The following is an 18,905-nucleotide window of genomic DNA, read 5'->3' as shown; positions in this document are numbered from 1 at the left end:
TGATCATCATGAATAAGAAATCCGTAAGGAAAGGCGAGAGCCTGATAGTCAATGGCAGTTTTGACAAAGATGATTGGTTTGAGGGGTGGAAAAAGGGTGCCCCCCCACACCACGCTGCCAGCCTGGAGGAACCCGATTATGAAGGGGGACGGATCTACGTCGCGCGCCTGGTCGTTCAGGCAACTCTCGAGCAAAAGTTCCCATTGCCGGTGCTGCGCAACGAGGGTGTGACTCATGTATTGAGCTTTCTGTATCAAAGTACGCGAGCAAACGGCTTTTTCCGAATCGCCCACGATGATGTATGGGGAGAGAACATGGAACTGCCGGTCGGGACCGTGGTGGCGTCAGACGACCCGCCGTACGAGATCCTGCCGGTAGCGGATCCTCTGGATTTCATTCCCGTGTATCGCGAATACGTAGTTGACCTTCAGCCCGATGACCGCACCGAGTCACTTGCCGTGCTTTTTGGTTTTCCGGACGTACGCGAGCCCGCCGGAATGAGCTTTACCCGTGTGCGCTTCGGGATTCAACTGGAACCTTTGCAACTGCTTCATGTGCAGGTCGATGAGCAGACGCACGCCGATGGAACCGTTTATGTATGCCGGGGAGCCACTGGCGTCGGGGAATCGCACAGGCTGACGTTCCAGGAGGCGGCTGGCGGCGCGTGGAAAGGCTCCGAAGTTGCCTTATTGATGGCTGACGAAAACGAGGACCTTGACCCAAATGTGGTCATTGACCCCGAACTGAATAAATTGCAGGTGCTGGAAAGCCCTTGGTTATTCAGTATCTCGGACACTGCATCTGTGCGTGAGCTTGAACTGATGATTGTCAGCAGGTGGGATGCAGAACCTTATCCTTTGAAACTGTCGATCGGCGATCACCGCGTCGCATTGGCAGACCCCAAAAACGGTGATTTCGATCCGATCATCAATAAGCAGTCAGTCCGTCTGACAGGCACGGTGAAATCGTTTTACACCGACCTCCCCCTTGTGGATCGTCGGGTTGTCTGGTTGCTGGAAGGTGAGTCGAAAGTCACCCACACCGACAGCTCCGGTGGTGTCGACGTTGAATACTCGCCTGCGGTAACCGGCCTGCAACAGGTCAACATTGCGATCGATAGCCCTTACTACACGTCCGGCGAGTTGAATGAAACGCTGGAAGTCAAAGTGCTGAAGGCTGATCCATTCGACACTGCACAGGTGGCTTTTGAGGGCGGAGCACAATCGTCCTGGGGTAGCAGGGCCGGCTATCCCCACCGCGGGGGAGTGTTCACCGTCCGCGTGAGTGCGTCGCCGGGCAGCGAGCTGCCGGACTATCCGTTGATGTTGATCTGGAACGGTGAATCGGCCGAGTCGCTGGGCGTTACCGTGACTCCGCCACTGAATACGACTGTTGATTGGCAAAGTGGGGAGGTCGTCTGGACACTCGATTGCACTCAGGCAACGAAGGACGGCGAGTTTGAGTTGCTGTTGGCGGCAAAGCGGTTGCAAGACACGTCCAGCTCCAATCGGATGTCGCTGGGGCTCAACCGGTACATTGTCGGTGATACGCGCCAGGCCAATCGCTCCCCGGTAATCGATCAAGCTGAGCGCGTGCAAGTGCTGGTGCAGCTTGTGGAACCTGAGACCCGGGAGGGTGTGGAGAACGTGGAAGTCGAATGGCAGACGCCTGGCGGTCTAGTCAAGACGTTCACCGGCCAAGGGGGCTGGACGGAGTTGTCCTATCAGCCGACTTTAGATGGCACTCAGTGTCTTGTCGCCACAATCCAAGTTCGCGGCGAGGAGGGCGAACCGCTTGAAGAGACATTCCCGTTCACGGCCTGGCGGACGAACCCCTGGAAGGCCGAGGTTGAGTGGACGATCGGCAACCCGCTCGTACCCGCAGCGCTCGGTTTTGTCTGCTGGCGTGGCGAGACCGTTACCCTGACACTTACACCCAAGTCTGGCAGCCAGTTGCTCGACAAGGATGTAACGCTGGACTGGCGGAATTCTGATCCGGACCTGGGACTGACGTTTGACCCACCCATTGGCGTGCCAAAAAAGCTTACCGCTACCGGACTGCAATGGACGATCACGGGGGGGACAACGAAGAGCGGCAGGTTCGAGTTGAAGCTGAGCGCTCTCGAGGTGATCAGTCAGGACCTGGAGCTGTCTGGCCGATTGATCTCCCGAAATCTTGCCGATGAGGGCCGCGTCTCGCTGGATACAACCCCGGTGCTTTCCGCTGTTTCGTCGTACCCGTGCCTTGGGGCGAAGCATGCATTCTCATTCCTGCCCAATCCATTGGGGCCTCTGTCCGGTTTATCGATGGAACTCGACTGGAACGGCATACCGGTTGAGCAACTGAACGTGATCGTCGAGCCTGCTGTGGGCACTGGTGTCGAGATCTTATCGGGTGGGGCCCGATGGTCGCTCGATTGCCGTAACAGTCAGCATGCAGGCGACTTCTCACTGCAGTTGACGTTGCCTCAACTGGCTATGTCCTCGACATCGATGGCCATGTCACTGGGGCACAACCGGCTGGAAATCATCGGCCAGCGTGAGGCGACGATCAGACCGGTGCTGGCGGAGAATGAAAGTGCCAGGGTGTGGGTTCAAGTGGGCTCGTTTTACACAAAAGCCCCCGTGGCGAATATTCCCGTGAGCTGGAAAGGAAAGGAAGATGCGCAAGCGTTGATCGTGCCCACTCGGGGGGACGGCTGGTCATCCTATGCCTATCAACCGAAGACCACAGGCCCGGCTGAGGTCAAGGCTGAGGTAAACAGCCCTTACACGGGGCAATCATCATCGGCTTCCCTGGAGGTTGACGCGTTGCCGACAAGCCCGTGGCTGGGCGTGGTCTTTTACCGAGACCTCGAATCGGGTAAAAAACTGGGGGAACAAACGGCGTTTCCACGTCGCGCTAACGATTATTCGTACAGCATTGCCCCTTCAGTAATCGGCAATCCACTCATGGGTATCCCTGTGAGGTTGGGCTGGGCGGGGACATTGCCGAACGACCTGAGCGTAACCGTGGCACCGGCGCTGGGCGAAAAACGGTCGATGATGGGCATGACAGGGCTGACATGGGTCGCTAAATGTGGCAATAAAAGGGACGGAAGTTTTCGTTGGTTTGCCGAGGCTGCCAATCTGCTTGAGCTGTCGCCACAGCAGTCGTTTTCATTAGGCATCCCGTATGACCGACCCACGCCCTGATTCTTCAGGCTGAGGACCAACATACACCGTACATCTGTGAGCAAAATCCGGAGGGGGTCAGGTGTTGTCTTTGTCCGAATGGCGGGAGCCGCTCGCCGGGGTTTGTACGAAAAGTCGCCGAGCGGCGATCGGGTAGTTTTCGTACAGAGCCTAGAACACTCCCACTTTTTTCCAGGCCAGATAGCGCGTCACAAGTTGGCTCCCCAACTCCCCGGGCCGAGCATCCAGTACCGGAACGCCATGAGCACTCAACCGCTCATGGAGTTCGGCCCGTTCATTCAAGTAATCCACCATCCCGCAATAGGCCAACGCCTCCGGCAAGGTTTGCACCGGCGCATGCCGCAGATTGTCGAGCAAGTCTTCGCGCAGACTCGCCACTAGCACCCGATGCTGTTTGCTCAGGCGTTTGACGGCGGTGAGCAATTCTTCATCATCTTCATCCCGCAAGTTAGTCACCAGCACCACCAGCGCCCGGCGTTTTTGTCGGGCCAGTAACTGGTTGGCGGCGGCCTGATAATCGGCTGGGCGTTGGGTGCTATTGAGGTCATAGACAGCGTTGAGCAGGACCTTGAGTTGTTCAGTGCCTTTTACCGGAGCGAGGTAATGCGGCCGGTCGCTGGCGAAGGTGCTCAGGCCTACCGCATCGCCTTGGCGCAGGGCGATGTAGCTGAGCAACAGGCAGGCGTTGAGTGCGTGATCGAAATGCGCCAGTTCACCGTCCTGGCTGCGCATCCGTCGGCCGCAATCGAGCATGAAGATGATCTGCTGGTCGCGCTCGTCCTGATACTCACGGGCGATGGGGGTGCGTTGGCGGGCGGTGGCTTTCCAGTCGATCTGGCGCAGGCTGTCGCCTTCGCGGAATTCCCTTAATTGATGGAATTCAAGGCCCAACCCGCGACGCTGGCGCTGGCGGACGCCGAGTTGGCTCAGCCAGTTGTCCACTGCCAGTAATTGGCCGCCGTAAAGGCGGGCGAAGTCCGGGTAGACGCGGGTGTTGTCGGCCACGTTGAGCAAGCGTTTGTCAGACCACAGGCCCAATGGGCTGGGCAGGTTGATTTCGCAGTGTTCGAAGGTGAAGTGGCCGCGCTTGAGCGGGCGCAATCGATAACCGATGTGGCTGTGCTGGCCGGGTTGCAGGTCGACCGACAGTGGCAGGTTTTCGAAGCTCAGGCCTTCCGGCACATGGTCGAAAATCTGTACGGTCAGTGGTTGTTCAAAATCATGCTCGATCTCCAGTCGCACTTCGCCCCATCGACCGAGTGCAAGACTACCGGGCATTTGTCGCTGGAGGCGGGGTGAGGGCAGGCGCTTGAGACGGACACCGTCGAGTACTGCCAAGGCCAGCAGCGCCAGCAGCAATCCCCAGTTGATCGCTTGCAGGCTGGATGGAATCGGGATGTCCAGCGCCCGCATTGCGCCCAGCACGATGCCGATGGCCAGCAGCAAGGCGAGCCAGATCAGCAGAAGCCGGGACGGTTTCATGGCGTGACACCGTGTGGTCTGTTGAAAAGATCGCAGCCTTCGGCAGCTCCTACGTCGAACGCTGGCCCCCGTAGGAGCTGCCGAAGGCTGCGATCTTTTCTGGTATCGACGCGAATCTCGAGCACGGCGTTCACACTCTTGGCGCCGGCACTTGATCGAGCAGTTGCTTGAGCACTTGATCGACGTCCAGCCCTTCGATGTCCAGCTCCGGCGCAATCCGCACACGGTGACGCAACACCGCCAATGCGCAGCCTTTGATGTCATCCGGAATCACAAACTCGCCACCGCGCAACAAGGCTCGCGCCCGAGCGCAACGCACCAGGGCAATGGAGGCCCGAGGCCCGGCACCGAGGATCAGGCCCGGCCAATTGCGGGTGGTGCGGGCCAGGCGTACGGCATAGTCGAGCACCTGATCGTCCAGCGGCAGATCGCTGGCAATGCGCTGCAAGGCCAGCACGTCCTTGGCTTGCAACACGGTGCGCAGGGGTTGCACGTCGAGCATGTCGGCCCGGGTCGAGCGGCTGACCTGGCGGACCATGTTCAGTTCTTGCTCGGCGTCGGGGTAGTCCATGCGCACCTTGAGCATGAAGCGATCGAGCTCGGCTTCTGGCAGTGGGTAAGTGCCTTCCTGTTCGATAGGGTTTTGCGTGGCGAGCACCATGAACGGTTGCACGATGGGCAGAGCGCGGCCTTCGAGGGTGACTTGCCGTTCCTGCATGGCTTCGAGTAGCGCGGCCTGGGTTTTCGCCGGGGCACGGTTGATCTCGTCGGCCAGCAAAAGGTTGGTGAACAACGGACCTTTGCGCAGTTTGAACTGCTCGGTCTGCAGGTCGTAAACGGCGTGCCCGGTGACGTCGCTGGGCATCAGGTCCGGGGTGAACTGGATACGTGCGAACTCGCCGCCGAAGCAGCGGGCGAGGGCGCGCACCAACAGTGTCTTGCCCAGACCCGGCACGCCTTCGAGCAGTACGTGGCCACCGGCGATCAGCGCGGTGAGGACGTCGTCGATCACGGTGTTCTGGCCGATCACGGCTTTTTGCAGTTCAGTTCTGACTGCTTGGGCCAACTGGCTGGCGCGCTGGCGTTGCTGCGCGGCGTGGCTCAGTGCGCCGGGCTCGATCTGTTCACTCATAAGGCGTTCCTCAAGGTTTGCAGGTGGGCGACTTGGCGACTGAATTCAGCGCTGGACAGCCGCTGCTTCGGTCGCGGGCTCATGGCCTGGCTGATAGCGCGTGTGGGTTGGCCGGTCAGGCGTGCGAGCACCAGCCATTGTTCGGCAACGCCGAGTTGTTCAAAACCGGGATGACGGCGCCGCACACGACGCAAGATGTCGTGCTGCAAGGCTTGCAGCAGGTACTGCTGACCGTTGCGGCGCAACATGAAATCGGCGCTGGCGCGCAGGTGTTCCTGAAGTTGGCGGCGGGCCCTTGGGGACGGTTCCAGCAGCGGACCCTGGCGCACGCCGACGTGCCAGAAGCCAAGACCGATCAGGGCGATGAGGGCGACCAACGCCTGAGGGAAATTACGCAGGAGCAAGGTCAGCAGACTGTCGTGATCGGTGTTGAACAGCAGGGTCACGTTCGTGTCCGCGGTCAGGTACCAGAGCAGCCAGGCGTTGTCGTACTGGTCGATGGCCGGGGTTTTCCACAGGTCGGCGTCGGTGACCACGGTGATCGAACCGAGCCCGTGATTGAGCTGCATCATGTGCGTGGCCTTGCCGCTGTTGGCCCAGGCCTGGGCGAGGTTTTTCGGGTCTTCGAGATGGAATGCGGTATCAAAACCTGCGTAGGCCGGCGCGTTTTCGTCTTCCAGATACAGCTTGGTCAGCTTGGGGTAAGGATCGTCGTCGATAGCGGGCGGCGGGTCCTTGAGGTCTTTGCTCAGCGACTGGTGCAGCTGCACCCGGTCGAGCAACAGGTCATTGCTTTGGCCAGTCTTTTCATCCCACAGCGACTGGGCAACAAACAAAAGACGCCCGCCGGCCCGGGTCCAGTTCAACAGCTGATCGATCTGGCGCGGGGTCATGTTGTAACGGTCCCCGAGCAATAACAGACTGTGCTGGTGCGGCTCCAGGGTGGGCAGAATGTCGAGGCTGTTGGCGTGGCTCACCGACAGGCCCTGTTTGCGCAGGAAATGCTCGGCGGCGAGATAGGGGTTGGCCTGGGCTTCGGGCGAGGGGCCGTGATCGATGTCTGCTTGATAGGGCGTCGCCTTGACGTATAGATAAACACTCAGCGCGATCACTAGCACGGCAATGAACACGCCGACCGCCAGCCAGCGTTGCCGGTTCAACGCAACGCTCCCGGGCCGAACAGGGCTCGCCAGCCGTCACAGAGTTCCTGTTGCAAATGCGCGGGAGGCAGGCGATGCCCGTAGGCCATGTTCTGCCAGTGCCCGGTCAGGTTTTTACTGAAGGCCAGCAAGGCAGGTTGTTGCAATTGTTCAATGCGCTCCAGGACCTGGCCTTCGGTGTCGGCGGGTTTCAACGCCATGTCGAAGTCGTGCAGCAAATGACTGAGCAGACCGCGATAGAGCAACCCGAGGGCCTCGCGAGGGTGGGTTTGCCAGAGGCGTTCGGCGCTGGCGGCGATGTCGGCGGGCAGGGTTTCGCGGTTGAGGTCCAGGCCGAAAGCCTGTTGCGGTAACGGCCGCGTGACCTTGCTGTTCAAGGCCGGACGAAGGCTGACGAAGGCTTGCAACCCGTCACGGTAATGCCAGATCAATAAACCAATGGCACCGATCACGACACCCCACAACACAACTTCAATCAGCGTGGCCGCTGCGCCGAAGCGTTGGTTGTCCAGAAGCTTGAGCAGCGCCTCCAGCCATTCGGGGGCGTTGTCGTCGTCCGCCGTGTCGGCGGCTGGTTTGTCCTCGCCAAACCGATAGCGCGTGACCGATTCCTTGTTCTTGAACGGAGGCTGATCGAGGATCGCCTTGATGCTGTCCCGGGACGCCTGACTGGTCAGCGGCTGGTCCAGCAGACGCGGGCTGTCGGGTGAAATGACTGGCTCGGCGGCCCACACGGTTTGTGCTGTCGGCATCAACAGGAATGCTGCCAGCAGGAGGGGGACGGCGGCGCTGGTCAAGCGTTGGCGCATGCGGCGGAACACCAGCTCGATATCCCAGGCCTCCAGCACCGTGCGCCGATTCAGATAAAGGCTGAAACCGCAGGCGACATAAACCGGTTCCCAGACAATGAGCACCAGTGCGTAAAAGGCATTGGTCAGGTGTTCCAGCCAACGCCAGTCCTGTGTGGCGGCGGTGATCAAGGTCTGCCAGCTCCAGTCGAGTTCGACCTGTTGCGGCAAGAACATATAGAACAGCACCATCAGGCCGATCCATAACGCGCTTTCCAGGTGTACGCCGATGATGGTCAGCCACCGCGCAGCACCGGCGTTGCGCTGCAATAGCACCTGCAAGCGCTGTTGTCGCGCTTGCCCACTCAGCCCTTCGAGTTGCACCACCGGCATCAGGAAACTGCGACTCAGGCTCAGGCGCCGCCAGGTCAGACTCACCAGTAGTTGCGGTTGGAGCAGCCGCGGAAATTGGCGCAGCGCCTGCTTCAGCGTGGGCGTTTCGCCGAACATGGCTTTGGACAGTATGTACAGCGGCAGGCGGTCGAACGCCGGTTTCAGCCACCAGAAAATGAACACGGCGAGGGAGGGCGAATCCCACAGCACCCAACTGAGCAGGGCGAAAATCGGCAAGGTCACGATGGCCCAACTGGTCATCAGCAGACGCCGGTGTCGCTGGCTCAGCAGGACGCCCAGGTCCATGGCTTCCCAGGTGGTGCGCGGGCGGATGACAACCGTGGCGTCACTCAGGCGCATGGCGGGTCCGTCCGGCAAACAGCAGATAAACCGCCACCAACAACCAGAGGGCTGCACCGACCAGGTATTTGGTCATTGGCGCGACGCCGATCGTGGACGACCAGTAAGCTTCGATAAACGCCGCAATCAGCAGAAACAGCATGACCCCGCAAATCAGCAGCACGCTCTTTCGCGCCGCCAATCGCAGGGCTTCGGAGCGGGGCAGGCGTCCCGGCGCGATCAATGCCCAACCCAGTTGCAGGCCGGCGGCACCGGCCAGGGCGATAGCACTCAGTTCGAAGGCGCCGTGGCCAACCACGAATGACCAGAAGGTTTGCCCGTAGCCGATGTGCGTCAGGTGCCCGGCCACCGCGCCGATCATCAAACCGTTGAAGAACAGGAAAAACGCGCTGCCCAGGCCAAACAGCAAACCGCTGGCGAAGGTCTGAAAGGCGATGCCGATGTTGTGCATGATGTAGTAACCGAACATCACCCAGTCTTCACTGGCTGCCCGTTCGGCAGAGCGGCCCAAATGACCGGCGACGGGGTCGTACATGCCTTGCATCTCGCTGACCTGCTCGGCCGGGATCAGGTTGTAGACCAGGTCGGGGAACAGATACACCAGCAGTGCGATGCCGATCAGGCTGCCAAAAAACATCAGGCCGGCGGCGAGCACGAAGCGCCACTGTTCGCGCACCAGTCGCGGGAAGTCAGCCAGGATGAAGCTCAGCACGTTGGCACCCAATCGACTGCGGTGGCGATAAAGCTGTTGATGTCCGCGCAGGACCTGTTGCTGCAATGAGTCGATCAGAAAACTGCTGTAACCACGTTCCTGGGCCAGCGCCAGGTGTTGGCAGAGACGACGATAATCGCTTGGAAAACGGGCGACTCGTTCGGCTTCCTTGCCTTGCTCCAGCTGTTCAAGCACGAGGGTAAATTGCTCCCATTCGGCCTTGTGGCGAGTTTCGAAAAGGCTTTGCTTCATGTCGGGCCCAACAAGCCGCGGGCGATGCCATTGAGTTCGTCCACGGCCCCTGGCGCCGACACCTGCAACGGTTGCGCGAGTATGGCCGCCAGCTCTTTGACCCGTGCTTCAGAGAGTTCACCCTGACGCTCGGCAAACCCGAGGATGGCGCGTTGTTCGGTCAGCGTCAGCGCAAAGGCCGGGCGCCGGGGCTGGATGTCAGGCAGTTGCGGTCGGGCAAGCGATTGTTCGCGGTAGATCACCAGCGTGCCGGCAGCCAGATCGCCGAGGCGCTTGAAGGTAGGATGTTGCAGGCAACTGATGGCCCCGAGGAAATAGCCGAACGGCAGCATGTCGACAAATCGCAGCAGGTTGCGCAGCAGCGAAGCAGACCAGCCGATCGGCGTGCCATCGTCCTGTACCACTCGCAGGCCCATCCACTGCTTGCCGGGCGAACGCCCCTGATTGAGCACTTCGAACAGCACCATGTACCACCAGCTCACCACGAACAACAGAATCGAGCCGAGCCCTGCACCGAGTTTCCCGAGGAACGCCAGGACAATAAACAGCAGGCCCACGATCAACCCGCGCAGCCCGAGATCGATGGAGAACGCCAGCGCACGAACCATCAACCCGGCCGGGCGCAGTGGCAGGTCGATGCCTTCCGGCGTTTCGACTTGATACCGCGTATCCAGTGGCGCGGACAGCGTCGCTTTCCTTGGCAGTGCTGTGGTCTCGAGCATGGGCAACCTTGATGTGGCCTGTTCGGGATTCGATGTCCGTCCGATGCTAGCAGCCTCTCGGGGCAAAACGACATAACTATGTATTGCACGGTAAGTGGCCAGAGGTGATTGAATGACGAGATTACTGGCCGGGGCGGGATGTGAACGCCTAGACTTCGCCGATCTTCAGTTCAGGAATAGCCCGTGACCTCTATCTTCTGGTACGACTATGAAACCACTGGCATCAACCCCCGTTGCGACCGCCCGCTGCAAATGGCGGGGATTCGCACTGACTTCGATCTCAATGAAATAGACGAGCCGGTCAACCTTTACTGCCAGCCCAGTGAAGACATCCTGCCCCATCCGGCAGCCTGCGTGATCACGGGTATTACGCCCGGTCGACTGGCCGAGCAAGGCTTGAGCGAAGCCGATTTCATGACCCGGGTGCATGCTCAACTCGCTGCGCCCGGCACGTGTGGGGCGGGGTACAACACGCTGCGTTTCGACGACGAGATGACCCGTTACAGTCTTTACCGAAACTTTTTCGACCCTTATGCGCGCGAGTGGCAGGGCGGAAATAGCCGCTGGGACCTGATCGATGTGGTGCGTGCAGCCTATGCCTTGCGCCCTGACGGCATCGTTTGGCCGACGGACGACGAGGGGCGGATAACGCTCAAACTCGAACGCCTGACCGCCGTCAATGGCATCGATCACGGAAATGCTCACGAAGCGCTATCGGACGTTCGCGCCACCATCGCCCTGGCGCGTCTGATCCGGGAAAAGCAGCCGAAGTTGTATGACTGGTTGTTTCAGTTGCGCGGTAAACAAAAGGTGATGGATCAGATTCGGCTGCTGCAGCCGATGGTGCACATCTCCGGGCGCTTTTCAGCGGCGCGCAATTATGTCGGTGTGGTGCTGCCCCTGGCCTGGCACCCGCGCAACAAGAACGCCTTGATTGTCTGTGACCTGCACCTGGACCCTCAGGGCTTGCTCGATCTTGATGCCGACACCTTACGCCAACGGCTGTATACCCGCCGCGATGACTTGGCCGAGGGCGAGTTGCCGGTGCCGCTCAAACTTATCCACATCAATAAATGTCCGGTGGTGGCGCCGTTGTCGGTACTTCGCTCTGAAGATCAGCAACGTTTGGGGCTGGATATGTCGCTCTACCAAGAGCGTGCGCTGCGGCTAAGTGACGCACAAACAGTTTGGCGAGATAAAGTTCAGGCGATTTACGCCAGCGAAGATTTCACCTCGAGCCAAGACCCTGAGCAACAGTTATACGATGGTTTTATCGGTGATCGGGATCGGCGTCTATGTGAGCAAGTCAGGTCTGCCGACCCGGCTCAATTAGCGCAACAACAATGGCCTTTCGATGATGAACGATTGCCTGAATTATTGTTTCGATATCGCGCACGCAACTTCCCCGATACGTTGAGTTTCGAAGAGCAAGAACGCTGGAGAATATTCTGTCAGCAACGTTTGTCAGCACCCGAGTGGGGGGCGCCAAATACGCTGGAAACTTTTGTAGAGGCCGCCGCCCAATGGAGTATTACGGCTACATCGTTTCAGCGAGAGGTGCTGAATGAATGGCAGAATTATGTCGAAGGATTACGCAAACGTTTGAATCTTTGAAATCGAAAATGTTCGGGTGCTGAATCCCGGGCATAAAAAAACGCCAGCAGATGCTGGCGTTCTTTTTTGTCGCGGATGAGTCTGCGACAAGCGCTACGGCTTAGCCCAGCAGGGTAGCCCAGCCTTCAACCACGTCACCGCCCCACTTGGCTTTCCACTCTTTCAGAGTTTTGTGGTTGCCACCTTTGGTTTCGATGACTTCGCCGTTGTGCGGGTTTTTGTATTGTTTAACTTTGCGAGCACGCTTGGTGCCAGTAGTTTTTACTGCGCCGCCGCGTGGTGCTTTGGTTTTGGACTCTGGATCCAATAGCGCAATGATGTCACGCAGAGACTTGGAGTACTCGCCCATCAGGGTGCGCAGTTTGCCTTCGAATTCCAGCTCGGTTTGCAGTTTGTCGTCTTGGGACAGGTTCTTCAAACGGGCTTGCAGCTCTTTGATAGCTTCTTCGGTGGCGCGGTATTCGTTGATCAAGGACATGAGGACTACCTTATGTTGGGGCGCTGGATGGCAGGTGACAGTGCGGCAATAATAGTCAGGGTGTTTCACCAAGTAAACATATAACCGGAGTTTTATTTAAATTAGTTACGGTGAATAGGGCATAAATTGCCGGTGTAGTTAAATAGTGTGATGCAGTCATCACGAATATTCACAATTGGGCACTTGAAGATTGGCAACAGGAACACCATCGCGCGGGTTGCAGGTGCTGCCAGAACCTGTGCCGCTTACCTTTGTGTCGGGCAAAACGTCATCAATACTGCAGTTTTGCTGCGCAATCGCTAGAATGGCCGCCTTTGCGAAGTTCTGGAGTTTGACCCTCATGCGCACTTTTCGGCTGGTGATTGCTTGCCCGGACCGCGTCGGCATCGTTGCTAAAGTCAGTAACTTTCTGGCGTCACATAACGGCTGGATCACTGAAGCGAGCCATCACTCGGACAATCTCAGTGGCTGGTTCTTCATGCGTCACGAAATTCGTGCCGATTCGCTGCCCTTCGGTATCGATGCCTTTCGCGAAGCGTTTGCACCGATTGCCGAAGAGTTCTCGATGAACTGGCGCATCACCGATACCGAGCAGAAAAAGCGCGTGGTACTGATGGCCAGTCGCGAGTCTCATTGCCTCGCCGACTTGTTGCACCGCTGGCACAGTGATGAGCTGGATTGCGAAATTTCCTGCGTGATCTCCAACCATGACGACTTGCGCAGCATGGTCGAGTGGCACGGGATTCCGTATTACCACGTACCGGTCAATCCGCAGGATAAAGAGCCGGCATTCGCCGAAGTCTCGCGCCTGGTCAAACAGCACGATGCCGAAGTGGTCGTACTTGCCCGCTACATGCAAATCCTGCCGCCCGAGTTGTGCCGCGAATATGCTCACAAGGTCATCAACATTCACCACAGCTTCCTGCCGTCGTTCGTCGGTGCCAAGCCGTATCACCAGGCATCGATGCGTGGCGTGAAGTTGATTGGCGCTACTTGCCACTACGTGACTGAAGAGCTGGATGCCGGTCCGATCATCGAACAGGACGTCGTTCGCGTCAGCCACAGTGACAGCATCGACGACATGGTGCGTTTCGGTCGGGACGTCGAGAAGATGGTGCTGGCCCGTGGTCTGCGTTATCACCTGGAAGATCGGGTGCTGGTGCACGGCAACAAAACCGTCGTGTTCTGACAGCCATACAACACAGTTGAAATTCGAAGGGCCTGGGCGTTCAATCGCTTCAGGCCCTTCGCCGTTTCTGCACTGAGGACATGGTCATGGCCGATCCACTCGACAAAGCTACATCCAAGGCTCCCGCCACGTTGGGCGAAGGGTGTTTGAGTCGTTACGACCCGGATGACATGAGTCCAGAAGACGGGACGGAGTTTCCCGGTGCGGCCGAGTTGTGGGAGCAGTTGAATCCGGAGTCCGACGAAGAAATCGGGGAGGCCTAAAAAGATCGCAGCCTGCGGCAGCTCCTACAGGGGTACGCGATCCATGTAGGAGCTGCCGCAGGCTGCGATCTTTTAGGCCTGTTTGAATTTCATCAACTTCTTCAGCAGCGGCCGCCCAAGCATCAGTAAAAATACCGGCCCGCCGACTACCAGATAAAAGTAATAAGTCACCGCTCGCCAGATCAGAATCGCCGCCGCCGCGGTGGATTTCCCCACCATCGGCGCCAGCAGCGCCGCCGACGTCAACTCCGCCGCCCCGGCACCGCCCGGCAACAGGCTGAATTGCCCCGCGCTCAGCGAAAGCATCTGGATCAGAAAGCTCCAGGCCCACTGCAAATCCGCCCCAAGCCCACGCAATGCCAGATACAGCACGCTATAGCGCAAGATCCAATGCAGGCAAGTCAGGGCAAACACTGTAATGAGCGTCTGAAAGGGCAGCTTCAATGTGTCCGTGAACGCCGCCAGAAAGTGCAGGAGTTTTCGCGCCCAGCGCAGGCGCGTGGTGGTTTTGACATTCAGGCGAGCGAGCAACCGACCGCTCAGACGAATCAGCATTCGATGGTAGCGGGCGACCACCACGCAACTCAACAACCCGCCGAACATCGAAATGGCGCTGACGGTCAGCAGCCATTCCATGCGTTGGCTGAGGTGCTGGAACAACGCATAAATCAGGATTCCGCTCAGCGCACAAAGAAAAAACAGCAAATCGCTCAGCTGATCCATGGCAAACACGGCGCTGCCCCTGGCCGGACGCACGCCATTGCGCGCCAGCAGCGCCATGATCGTCAGCGGACCGCCGCTGCCACCCGGTGTGGCGCAATAAGCGAACTCGGCGGCCATCACCACACCGAGACTTTTTAGCGGGCCCACCTTGTCGCGCTGATCCCCTAGCAGCAGGCGCAAGCGCATCGTGTTCAGCACCCAGCACAGCAGGATCATGCCGAACATGATCAGCAACCATGTCAGCGGAAAGCTTCGCAGCCGATACCAGGTTTCGTTACCGCCCAGCAGCGACGGAATCAGCACCGCAGCGAGCAGCGCGACGAACAGCAGAATCCCGCGACTCATGCGGCGCGACCGATACGGTCGCTTTGCAGCGCCAGCCAGCGTGCCTTGGTCATCGGCACACGTCCCTCATCGAGCAAGCGCTTGAGGGTTTGCAGCCAGTAAGTGCGCGAGAACCCATGGCGCATATCGACCGGGTGCAAGCCAAGACGAATCACCGGTGCTTGCCGCCAGCGTTGTTCGCGTTGATCGCTGACCAGCTTCGACACCCCCCGGCGCCAGGCACTGCGCGCACTCCAGACCAGGCCTGGCGCATCAACGGCGGTGAAGTCCGGCAGACAATACAGATGCTGTGGATCGCTGGTGTAACGCAGGGGTAACTGGCGCAAGGCCTGGCGCGTCCCTTCGCTCATCAACCAGGCCGGGGCGACGAAGCCCTCCAGCGGCCAGTGATAACGGTGGAATATTTCGATGCCGGCGCGCAGGCGGGCGAGGGCGGCTTCTTGAGACAGGCTGTAAAACTCGCCTTCGTGGGTGTAGATCCTGCGCATGAACCAGTCTTGTGGCGTAGTGGGAGTGGACGCTTCATCGCAATGAAAGTAACCGTGCAATGCCAGTTCGTCACCTCGGGCGAGACGACGGGTGAGCAAGCGTCGAAATCCCGGATGCTCTTCCAGATCGTTGTGCTTGTGGAAATTGGGCACCACCAGCCAGGTCATCGGCACCTCGCCCAGAGCGTCGACAGCTTCGACAAAGGGTTGGTAATCGGCCCAGGTTTGCGGTGCGACGTCGTGCAGGACGAGTATCAGGCTGGGCGGATTCATGGGCTCAACCATTGGCGGTCAGCGGCAAGTGGCTGCCAAGTACGGCGCGATAATGCCCCAGCAGGCTGTTGACCACCGTATCCCAAGAGTAATGCCGCTCGACATGGCTGCGGGCCTGTTTGCCCAACACGACGCTGCCCGAGCTGAACAGTTCGCGAACGGCGTCGGCCATCGCCAATGGATTATTCGGCGGGCAGAGCAGGCCGCATTGATCGGTGATGATTTCCTGAAAGGCCCCGGCCGCCACGGCCACCACCGGAATGCCACTGGCCATGGCTTCAAGAACCACCAGGCCGAATGTTTCCTGATCGCCTGCGTGCAGCAGCGCATCGGCGCTGGCCATCAATCGCGCCACGTGTGCCGCCGGACAGAACTCACCGATCACGGTCACGTTGTCCGGCACCACGGCCGGCATCGACGAACCTACCAGCAGCAGGTGATAGCGTCGGCCCAGGCGTTTCATGCAATCGAGCAACACGGGCAGGTTTTTTTCCTTGGCGCCGCGCCCGGCGAAGATCAGCAAATGAGTGTTTTCATCGATGCCCAATTCGGCCCGCAGGCCCGGGTCCCGGGCATTGGGATGGAAGGTGTGCAAGTCGACGCCCAGCGGTTGAACGAAAACGTTCTTCACCCCGAGCCCGATCAGTTTGTCGGCCATGACCTGGCTTGGCGCCAGAACCCGATCGAAGTTGCCATAGAGCTTGCTGACATAGGCTTCGACGTTGGTTGTGACCCAGTTGCCCATGCGATTGCTGACCAGCAGCGGCAGGTCCGAGTGATAAAAGCCGACCACCGGGACATCGAGTTGCCGCCGAGCGTCGAGTGCCGCCCATGCGGTGAGGTAGGGGTCGCCGACCTCGATCAGGTCGGGCTGTAAATCGTGCAGAACATTGCGCCAGGGCGCGAGACGGAGGGGGAAACGATAACCCTTGCCGAAGGGCAGGGCGGGGGCCGGAACTGTGTAAACGCCATCCTGTTCACTCAAGTAAGCCCCAGGGATCAGCAGGCTGTGGCGAATGCCCGGCTTGATGCTCAGGCGACGGTGTTTTGCATCCAGATAAGTGCGCACGCCACCGCTGGCAGGGGCGTAGAACATGGTTATGTCAGCGATATGCACGATGAACTTCCCTCCGGTCCGTTGGGCTCCCTTGGTTGACCTTTATGAAGGATAGATGTTCGGTTGGGGTTTTGCGGGGCAGTGAGGTTTGCGGTGTTTGGAGGGTCGCCTTCGCGAGCAAGCCCGCTCCCACAAGGTCTGGCGTTGAACCTGTGGGAGCGGGCTTGCTCGCGAAGGGGCCCGTCCGGACGCTAAATACGGAAACTGCCCACCAATTGTTTAAGCCGCGCCGCCTGCTGCTCAAGATCCGAGCACGCCCGCAACGTCGACTGCAGGTTTTCCACCCCTTCCTGATTCAGTGTGTTGATCTCGGTAATGTCGACGTTGATCGACTCCACCACCGCCGTCTGCTCCTCGGTCGCTGTCGCCACCGATTGGTTCATCCCGTCAATCTCGCCGATACGCAACGTCACGCTGTTCAAACGCTCGCCGGCCAGGTTGGCGATTTCGACGCTGTCCTGGCTGTGGCGCTGGCTGTCGCTCATGGTGCTGACGGATTCGCGGGCGCCGACTTGCAGCTCCTCGATCATGGTCTGCACCTGTTGCGCCGATTCCTGAGTGCGGTGCGCCAGGTTGCGCACTTCATCGGCCACCACGGCAAAACCACGTCCGGCTTCACCGGCACGTGCTGCTTCGATGGCCGCGTTCAGCGCCAGCAGGTTGGTTTGCTGGGAGATGCTGGTGATCACTTCGAGAATCTGCCCGATGTTCACGGTTTTGCTGTTCAGCGATTCGATGTTGGTGCTCGAGGCGCTGAGCATGCTCGACAGTTGATTCATCGCGACAATGCTGCGATCCACCACTTGCTGGCCATCTTCGGCCAGGCTGCGGGCATCGCTGGCCTGACTCGATGCTTGCGCTGCATTGCGGGCGATTTCCTGAGCGGCGGCGCCGAGCTGGTTGATCGCCGCGGCCACGCTGCTGGTGCGCGAAGCCTGTTGGTCGGAGTTGAACATCGACGAGTTCGAGGCGGCCACGACACGCAGGGCCACTTCGTTGACTTGCCCGGTGGCCGACGACACTTCGCGGATCGAACCGTGAATGCGTTCCACGAAGCGGTTGAACGCGGTACCGAGGACACCGAATTCATCGTTGTTCACGATGGTCAGGCGTTTGGTCAGGTCGCCTTCGCCGTCGGCGATGTCTGCCATGGCGCGGGTCATGACGTGCAGCGGCTGGATCAGCACGCGGATCAACATGCCCAACAAGGCAATGATGACCGCCACGGCAATCACCGTTGCAATCACTGCCGAGGTGCGGAATTCGCTGAGCATCGCGAAGGCTTTTTCTTTATCGACCGACAGACCGATGTACCAATTGACCGAGGGCAGGCCTTTGATCGGGGTGAAATTGAAGATGCGGGTCTTGCCGTTGACCTCCACTTCGCTGAAGTCCCTGCTGATGCGCGGCGTGTTTTGCGGGTACGCCTCACTCAGGGACTTCATCACCAGCGTTTTGTCCGGGTGAACCAGGATCTTGCCGTCGGCGCTGACCAGAAACGCATAACCCATGCCGCCAAAGTCGCGGCCACTCAGGTTGTCGATCAGGGTTTGCAGGCTAAGATCACCGCCCACTACGCCAATGCTCTGCCCGGCCTTTTTCGAGGCGGTGGCGATAGAGATGATGGTCTGGCCAGTAGCCGCATCGATGTAAGGTTCAGTCAGGGTCGCTGTGCTGCTGCTTTCGGCGCCTTTGTACCAAGGGCGCACGCGCGGATCGAAGCCGGCGGGCATTTTTGCATCCGGGCGAATAGTAAAGCTGCCGGTGGCATCGCCCAGGTAGGACGCCATGAAGGTCGACGTCAGAGCTTTCTGCTCAAGCAGGCTGGCGACGGTGGCAGGTTCCGGATTGATCGCGATGTTCTGGGCGAGGTTATCGATCAGCAGGACACGGCCGGTCAGCCAGGTCTGGATGTCGTTGGCGGTGACATCGCCCATCTCGTTGAAATAGCTGTTCAGGTCGTCGCGGATGGCAGTTCGCTGCAAATAATCGTTGTACAGCGTGAACGAGGCGAAAGCGGCAATAACGATGAGGGCGGCGGCAAGCAAAATTTTATGGCTGAAGCTCAGGTTTTTGTTCATGGCTCGGGGGTCCGCTAAGGTCTTATTGTTCGGGGCGCGTTGCTGTTAATGCGCGCAAAATGAGTGCGCAATGGAGCGAGTCGGTAATTCCTGCTCTCCATAGGGGAATGTCGGACCTTGCTTTCAATTGGGTCTCTCG

15 protein-coding genes are annotated in these 18,905 nt (G+C 59.2%); 4 read left to right on the top strand and 11 right to left on the bottom strand.

Annotated features, from left to right (window positions below; all coding sequences use genetic code 11):
• Positions 1–8 precede the first annotated feature (8 nt).
• Entirely contained in the window at positions 9–3,194 is a 3,186-nt protein-coding gene (locus CUN63_RS05990; protein WP_129437897.1) for a hypothetical protein, read from the top strand.
• Between the two features lie 150 nt (positions 3,195–3,344).
• Here CUN63_RS05990 and CUN63_RS05985 read toward each other — a convergent pair whose 3' ends face one another.
• The 6 genes from CUN63_RS05985 to CUN63_RS05960 all read right to left on the bottom strand — a co-directional run bounded on the left by CUN63_RS05985 (position 3,345) and on the right by CUN63_RS05960 (position 10,195).
• A complete protein-coding gene (locus CUN63_RS05985; RefSeq protein WP_129437895.1) occupies positions 3,345–4,676 on the bottom strand; it encodes a DUF58 domain-containing protein in 1,332 nt (443 codons plus the stop codon).
• Between the two features lie 130 nt (positions 4,677–4,806).
• Entirely contained in the window at positions 4,807–5,808 is a 1,002-nt protein-coding gene (locus tag CUN63_RS05980) for a MoxR family ATPase (protein WP_129437893.1), read from the bottom strand.
• Entirely contained in the window at positions 5,805–6,968 is a 1,164-nt protein-coding gene (locus tag CUN63_RS05975) for a DUF4350 domain-containing protein (RefSeq protein WP_129437891.1), read from the bottom strand. Before CUN63_RS05975 ends, CUN63_RS05980 begins: the two co-directional genes overlap by 4 nt.
• The gene (locus tag CUN63_RS05970; RefSeq protein WP_129437889.1) at positions 6,965–8,509 is read right to left on the bottom strand and encodes a DUF4129 domain-containing protein; all 1,545 of its coding nucleotides are present in this window, start codon (positions 8,507–8,509) and stop codon (positions 6,965–6,967) included. Before CUN63_RS05970 ends, CUN63_RS05975 begins: the two co-directional genes overlap by 4 nt.
• On the bottom strand, positions 8,496–9,473 hold the full coding sequence (locus tag CUN63_RS05965; protein ID WP_129437887.1) for a stage II sporulation protein M: 978 nt from the start codon (positions 9,471–9,473) through the stop codon (positions 8,496–8,498). Before CUN63_RS05965 ends, CUN63_RS05970 begins: the two co-directional genes overlap by 14 nt.
• Entirely contained in the window at positions 9,470–10,195 is a 726-nt protein-coding gene (locus CUN63_RS05960; protein WP_129437885.1) for an RDD family protein, read from the bottom strand. The genes CUN63_RS05965 and CUN63_RS05960 overlap by 4 nt, the downstream gene beginning before the upstream one ends.
• Positions 10,196–10,378: 183 nt before the next feature.
• On the opposite strand from CUN63_RS05960, the gene sbcB reads away from it, so the two are divergent.
• A complete protein-coding gene (gene sbcB / locus CUN63_RS05955) occupies positions 10,379–11,809 on the top strand; it encodes an exodeoxyribonuclease I (RefSeq protein ID WP_129437883.1) in 1,431 nt (476 codons plus the stop codon).
• 100 nt (positions 11,810–11,909) lie between these two features.
• Here sbcB and mvaT read toward each other — a convergent pair whose 3' ends face one another.
• A complete protein-coding gene (mvaT, locus tag CUN63_RS05950; protein WP_007933316.1) occupies positions 11,910–12,287 on the bottom strand; it encodes a histone-like nucleoid-structuring protein MvaT in 378 nt (125 codons plus the stop codon).
• A gap of 340 nt (positions 12,288–12,627) precedes the next feature.
• On the opposite strand from mvaT, the gene purU reads away from it, so the two are divergent.
• Positions 12,628–13,476: a formyltetrahydrofolate deformylase gene (gene purU / locus CUN63_RS05940; RefSeq protein ID WP_008147434.1), complete on the top strand. Its 849-nt coding sequence runs from the start codon at positions 12,628–12,630 to the stop codon at positions 13,474–13,476.
• An 86-nt stretch (positions 13,477–13,562) separates the two neighbouring features.
• Positions 13,563–13,739: a hypothetical protein gene (locus CUN63_RS31660; protein ID WP_165353233.1), complete on the top strand. Its 177-nt coding sequence runs from the start codon at positions 13,563–13,565 to the stop codon at positions 13,737–13,739.
• Positions 13,740–13,811: 72 nt separating this feature from the next.
• On the opposite strand, the gene CUN63_RS05935 is transcribed toward CUN63_RS31660, so the two are convergent.
• The 4 genes from CUN63_RS05935 to CUN63_RS05920 all read right to left on the bottom strand — a co-directional run bounded on the left by CUN63_RS05935 (position 13,812) and on the right by CUN63_RS05920 (position 18,766).
• Positions 13,812–14,807: a lysylphosphatidylglycerol synthase transmembrane domain-containing protein gene (locus CUN63_RS05935; RefSeq protein ID WP_129437879.1), complete on the bottom strand. Its 996-nt coding sequence runs from the start codon at positions 14,805–14,807 to the stop codon at positions 13,812–13,814.
• Positions 14,804–15,580 carry a DUF2334 domain-containing protein gene (locus CUN63_RS05930; protein WP_129437877.1) on the bottom strand — a complete coding sequence of 259 codons (777 nt, stop codon included), beginning with the start codon at positions 15,578–15,580 and terminating at the stop codon, positions 14,804–14,806. The genes CUN63_RS05935 and CUN63_RS05930 overlap by 4 nt, the downstream gene beginning before the upstream one ends.
• Positions 15,573–16,685, bottom strand: coding sequence for a glycosyltransferase family 1 protein (locus CUN63_RS05925; protein WP_129437875.1), 1,113 nt, complete (start codon positions 16,683–16,685; stop codon positions 15,573–15,575). Before CUN63_RS05925 ends, CUN63_RS05930 begins: the two co-directional genes overlap by 8 nt.
• 191 nt (positions 16,686–16,876) lie before the next feature.
• Positions 16,877–18,766 (bottom strand): methyl-accepting chemotaxis protein, encoded by a 1,890-nt coding sequence (locus CUN63_RS05920; RefSeq protein WP_129437873.1) that lies wholly within the window; start codon positions 18,764–18,766, stop codon positions 16,877–16,879.
• Between the last annotated feature and the right edge of the window lie 139 nt (positions 18,767–18,905).

Origin of the sequence: Pseudomonas sp. ACM7 (assembly GCF_004136015.1) — a bacterium.
GTDB lineage: Bacteria > Pseudomonadota > Gammaproteobacteria > Pseudomonadales > Pseudomonadaceae > Aquipseudomonas > Aquipseudomonas frigoris.
The sequence above is the reverse complement of the archived record's forward strand: the minus strand, read 5'-3'. Positions and strand labels throughout refer to the sequence as shown.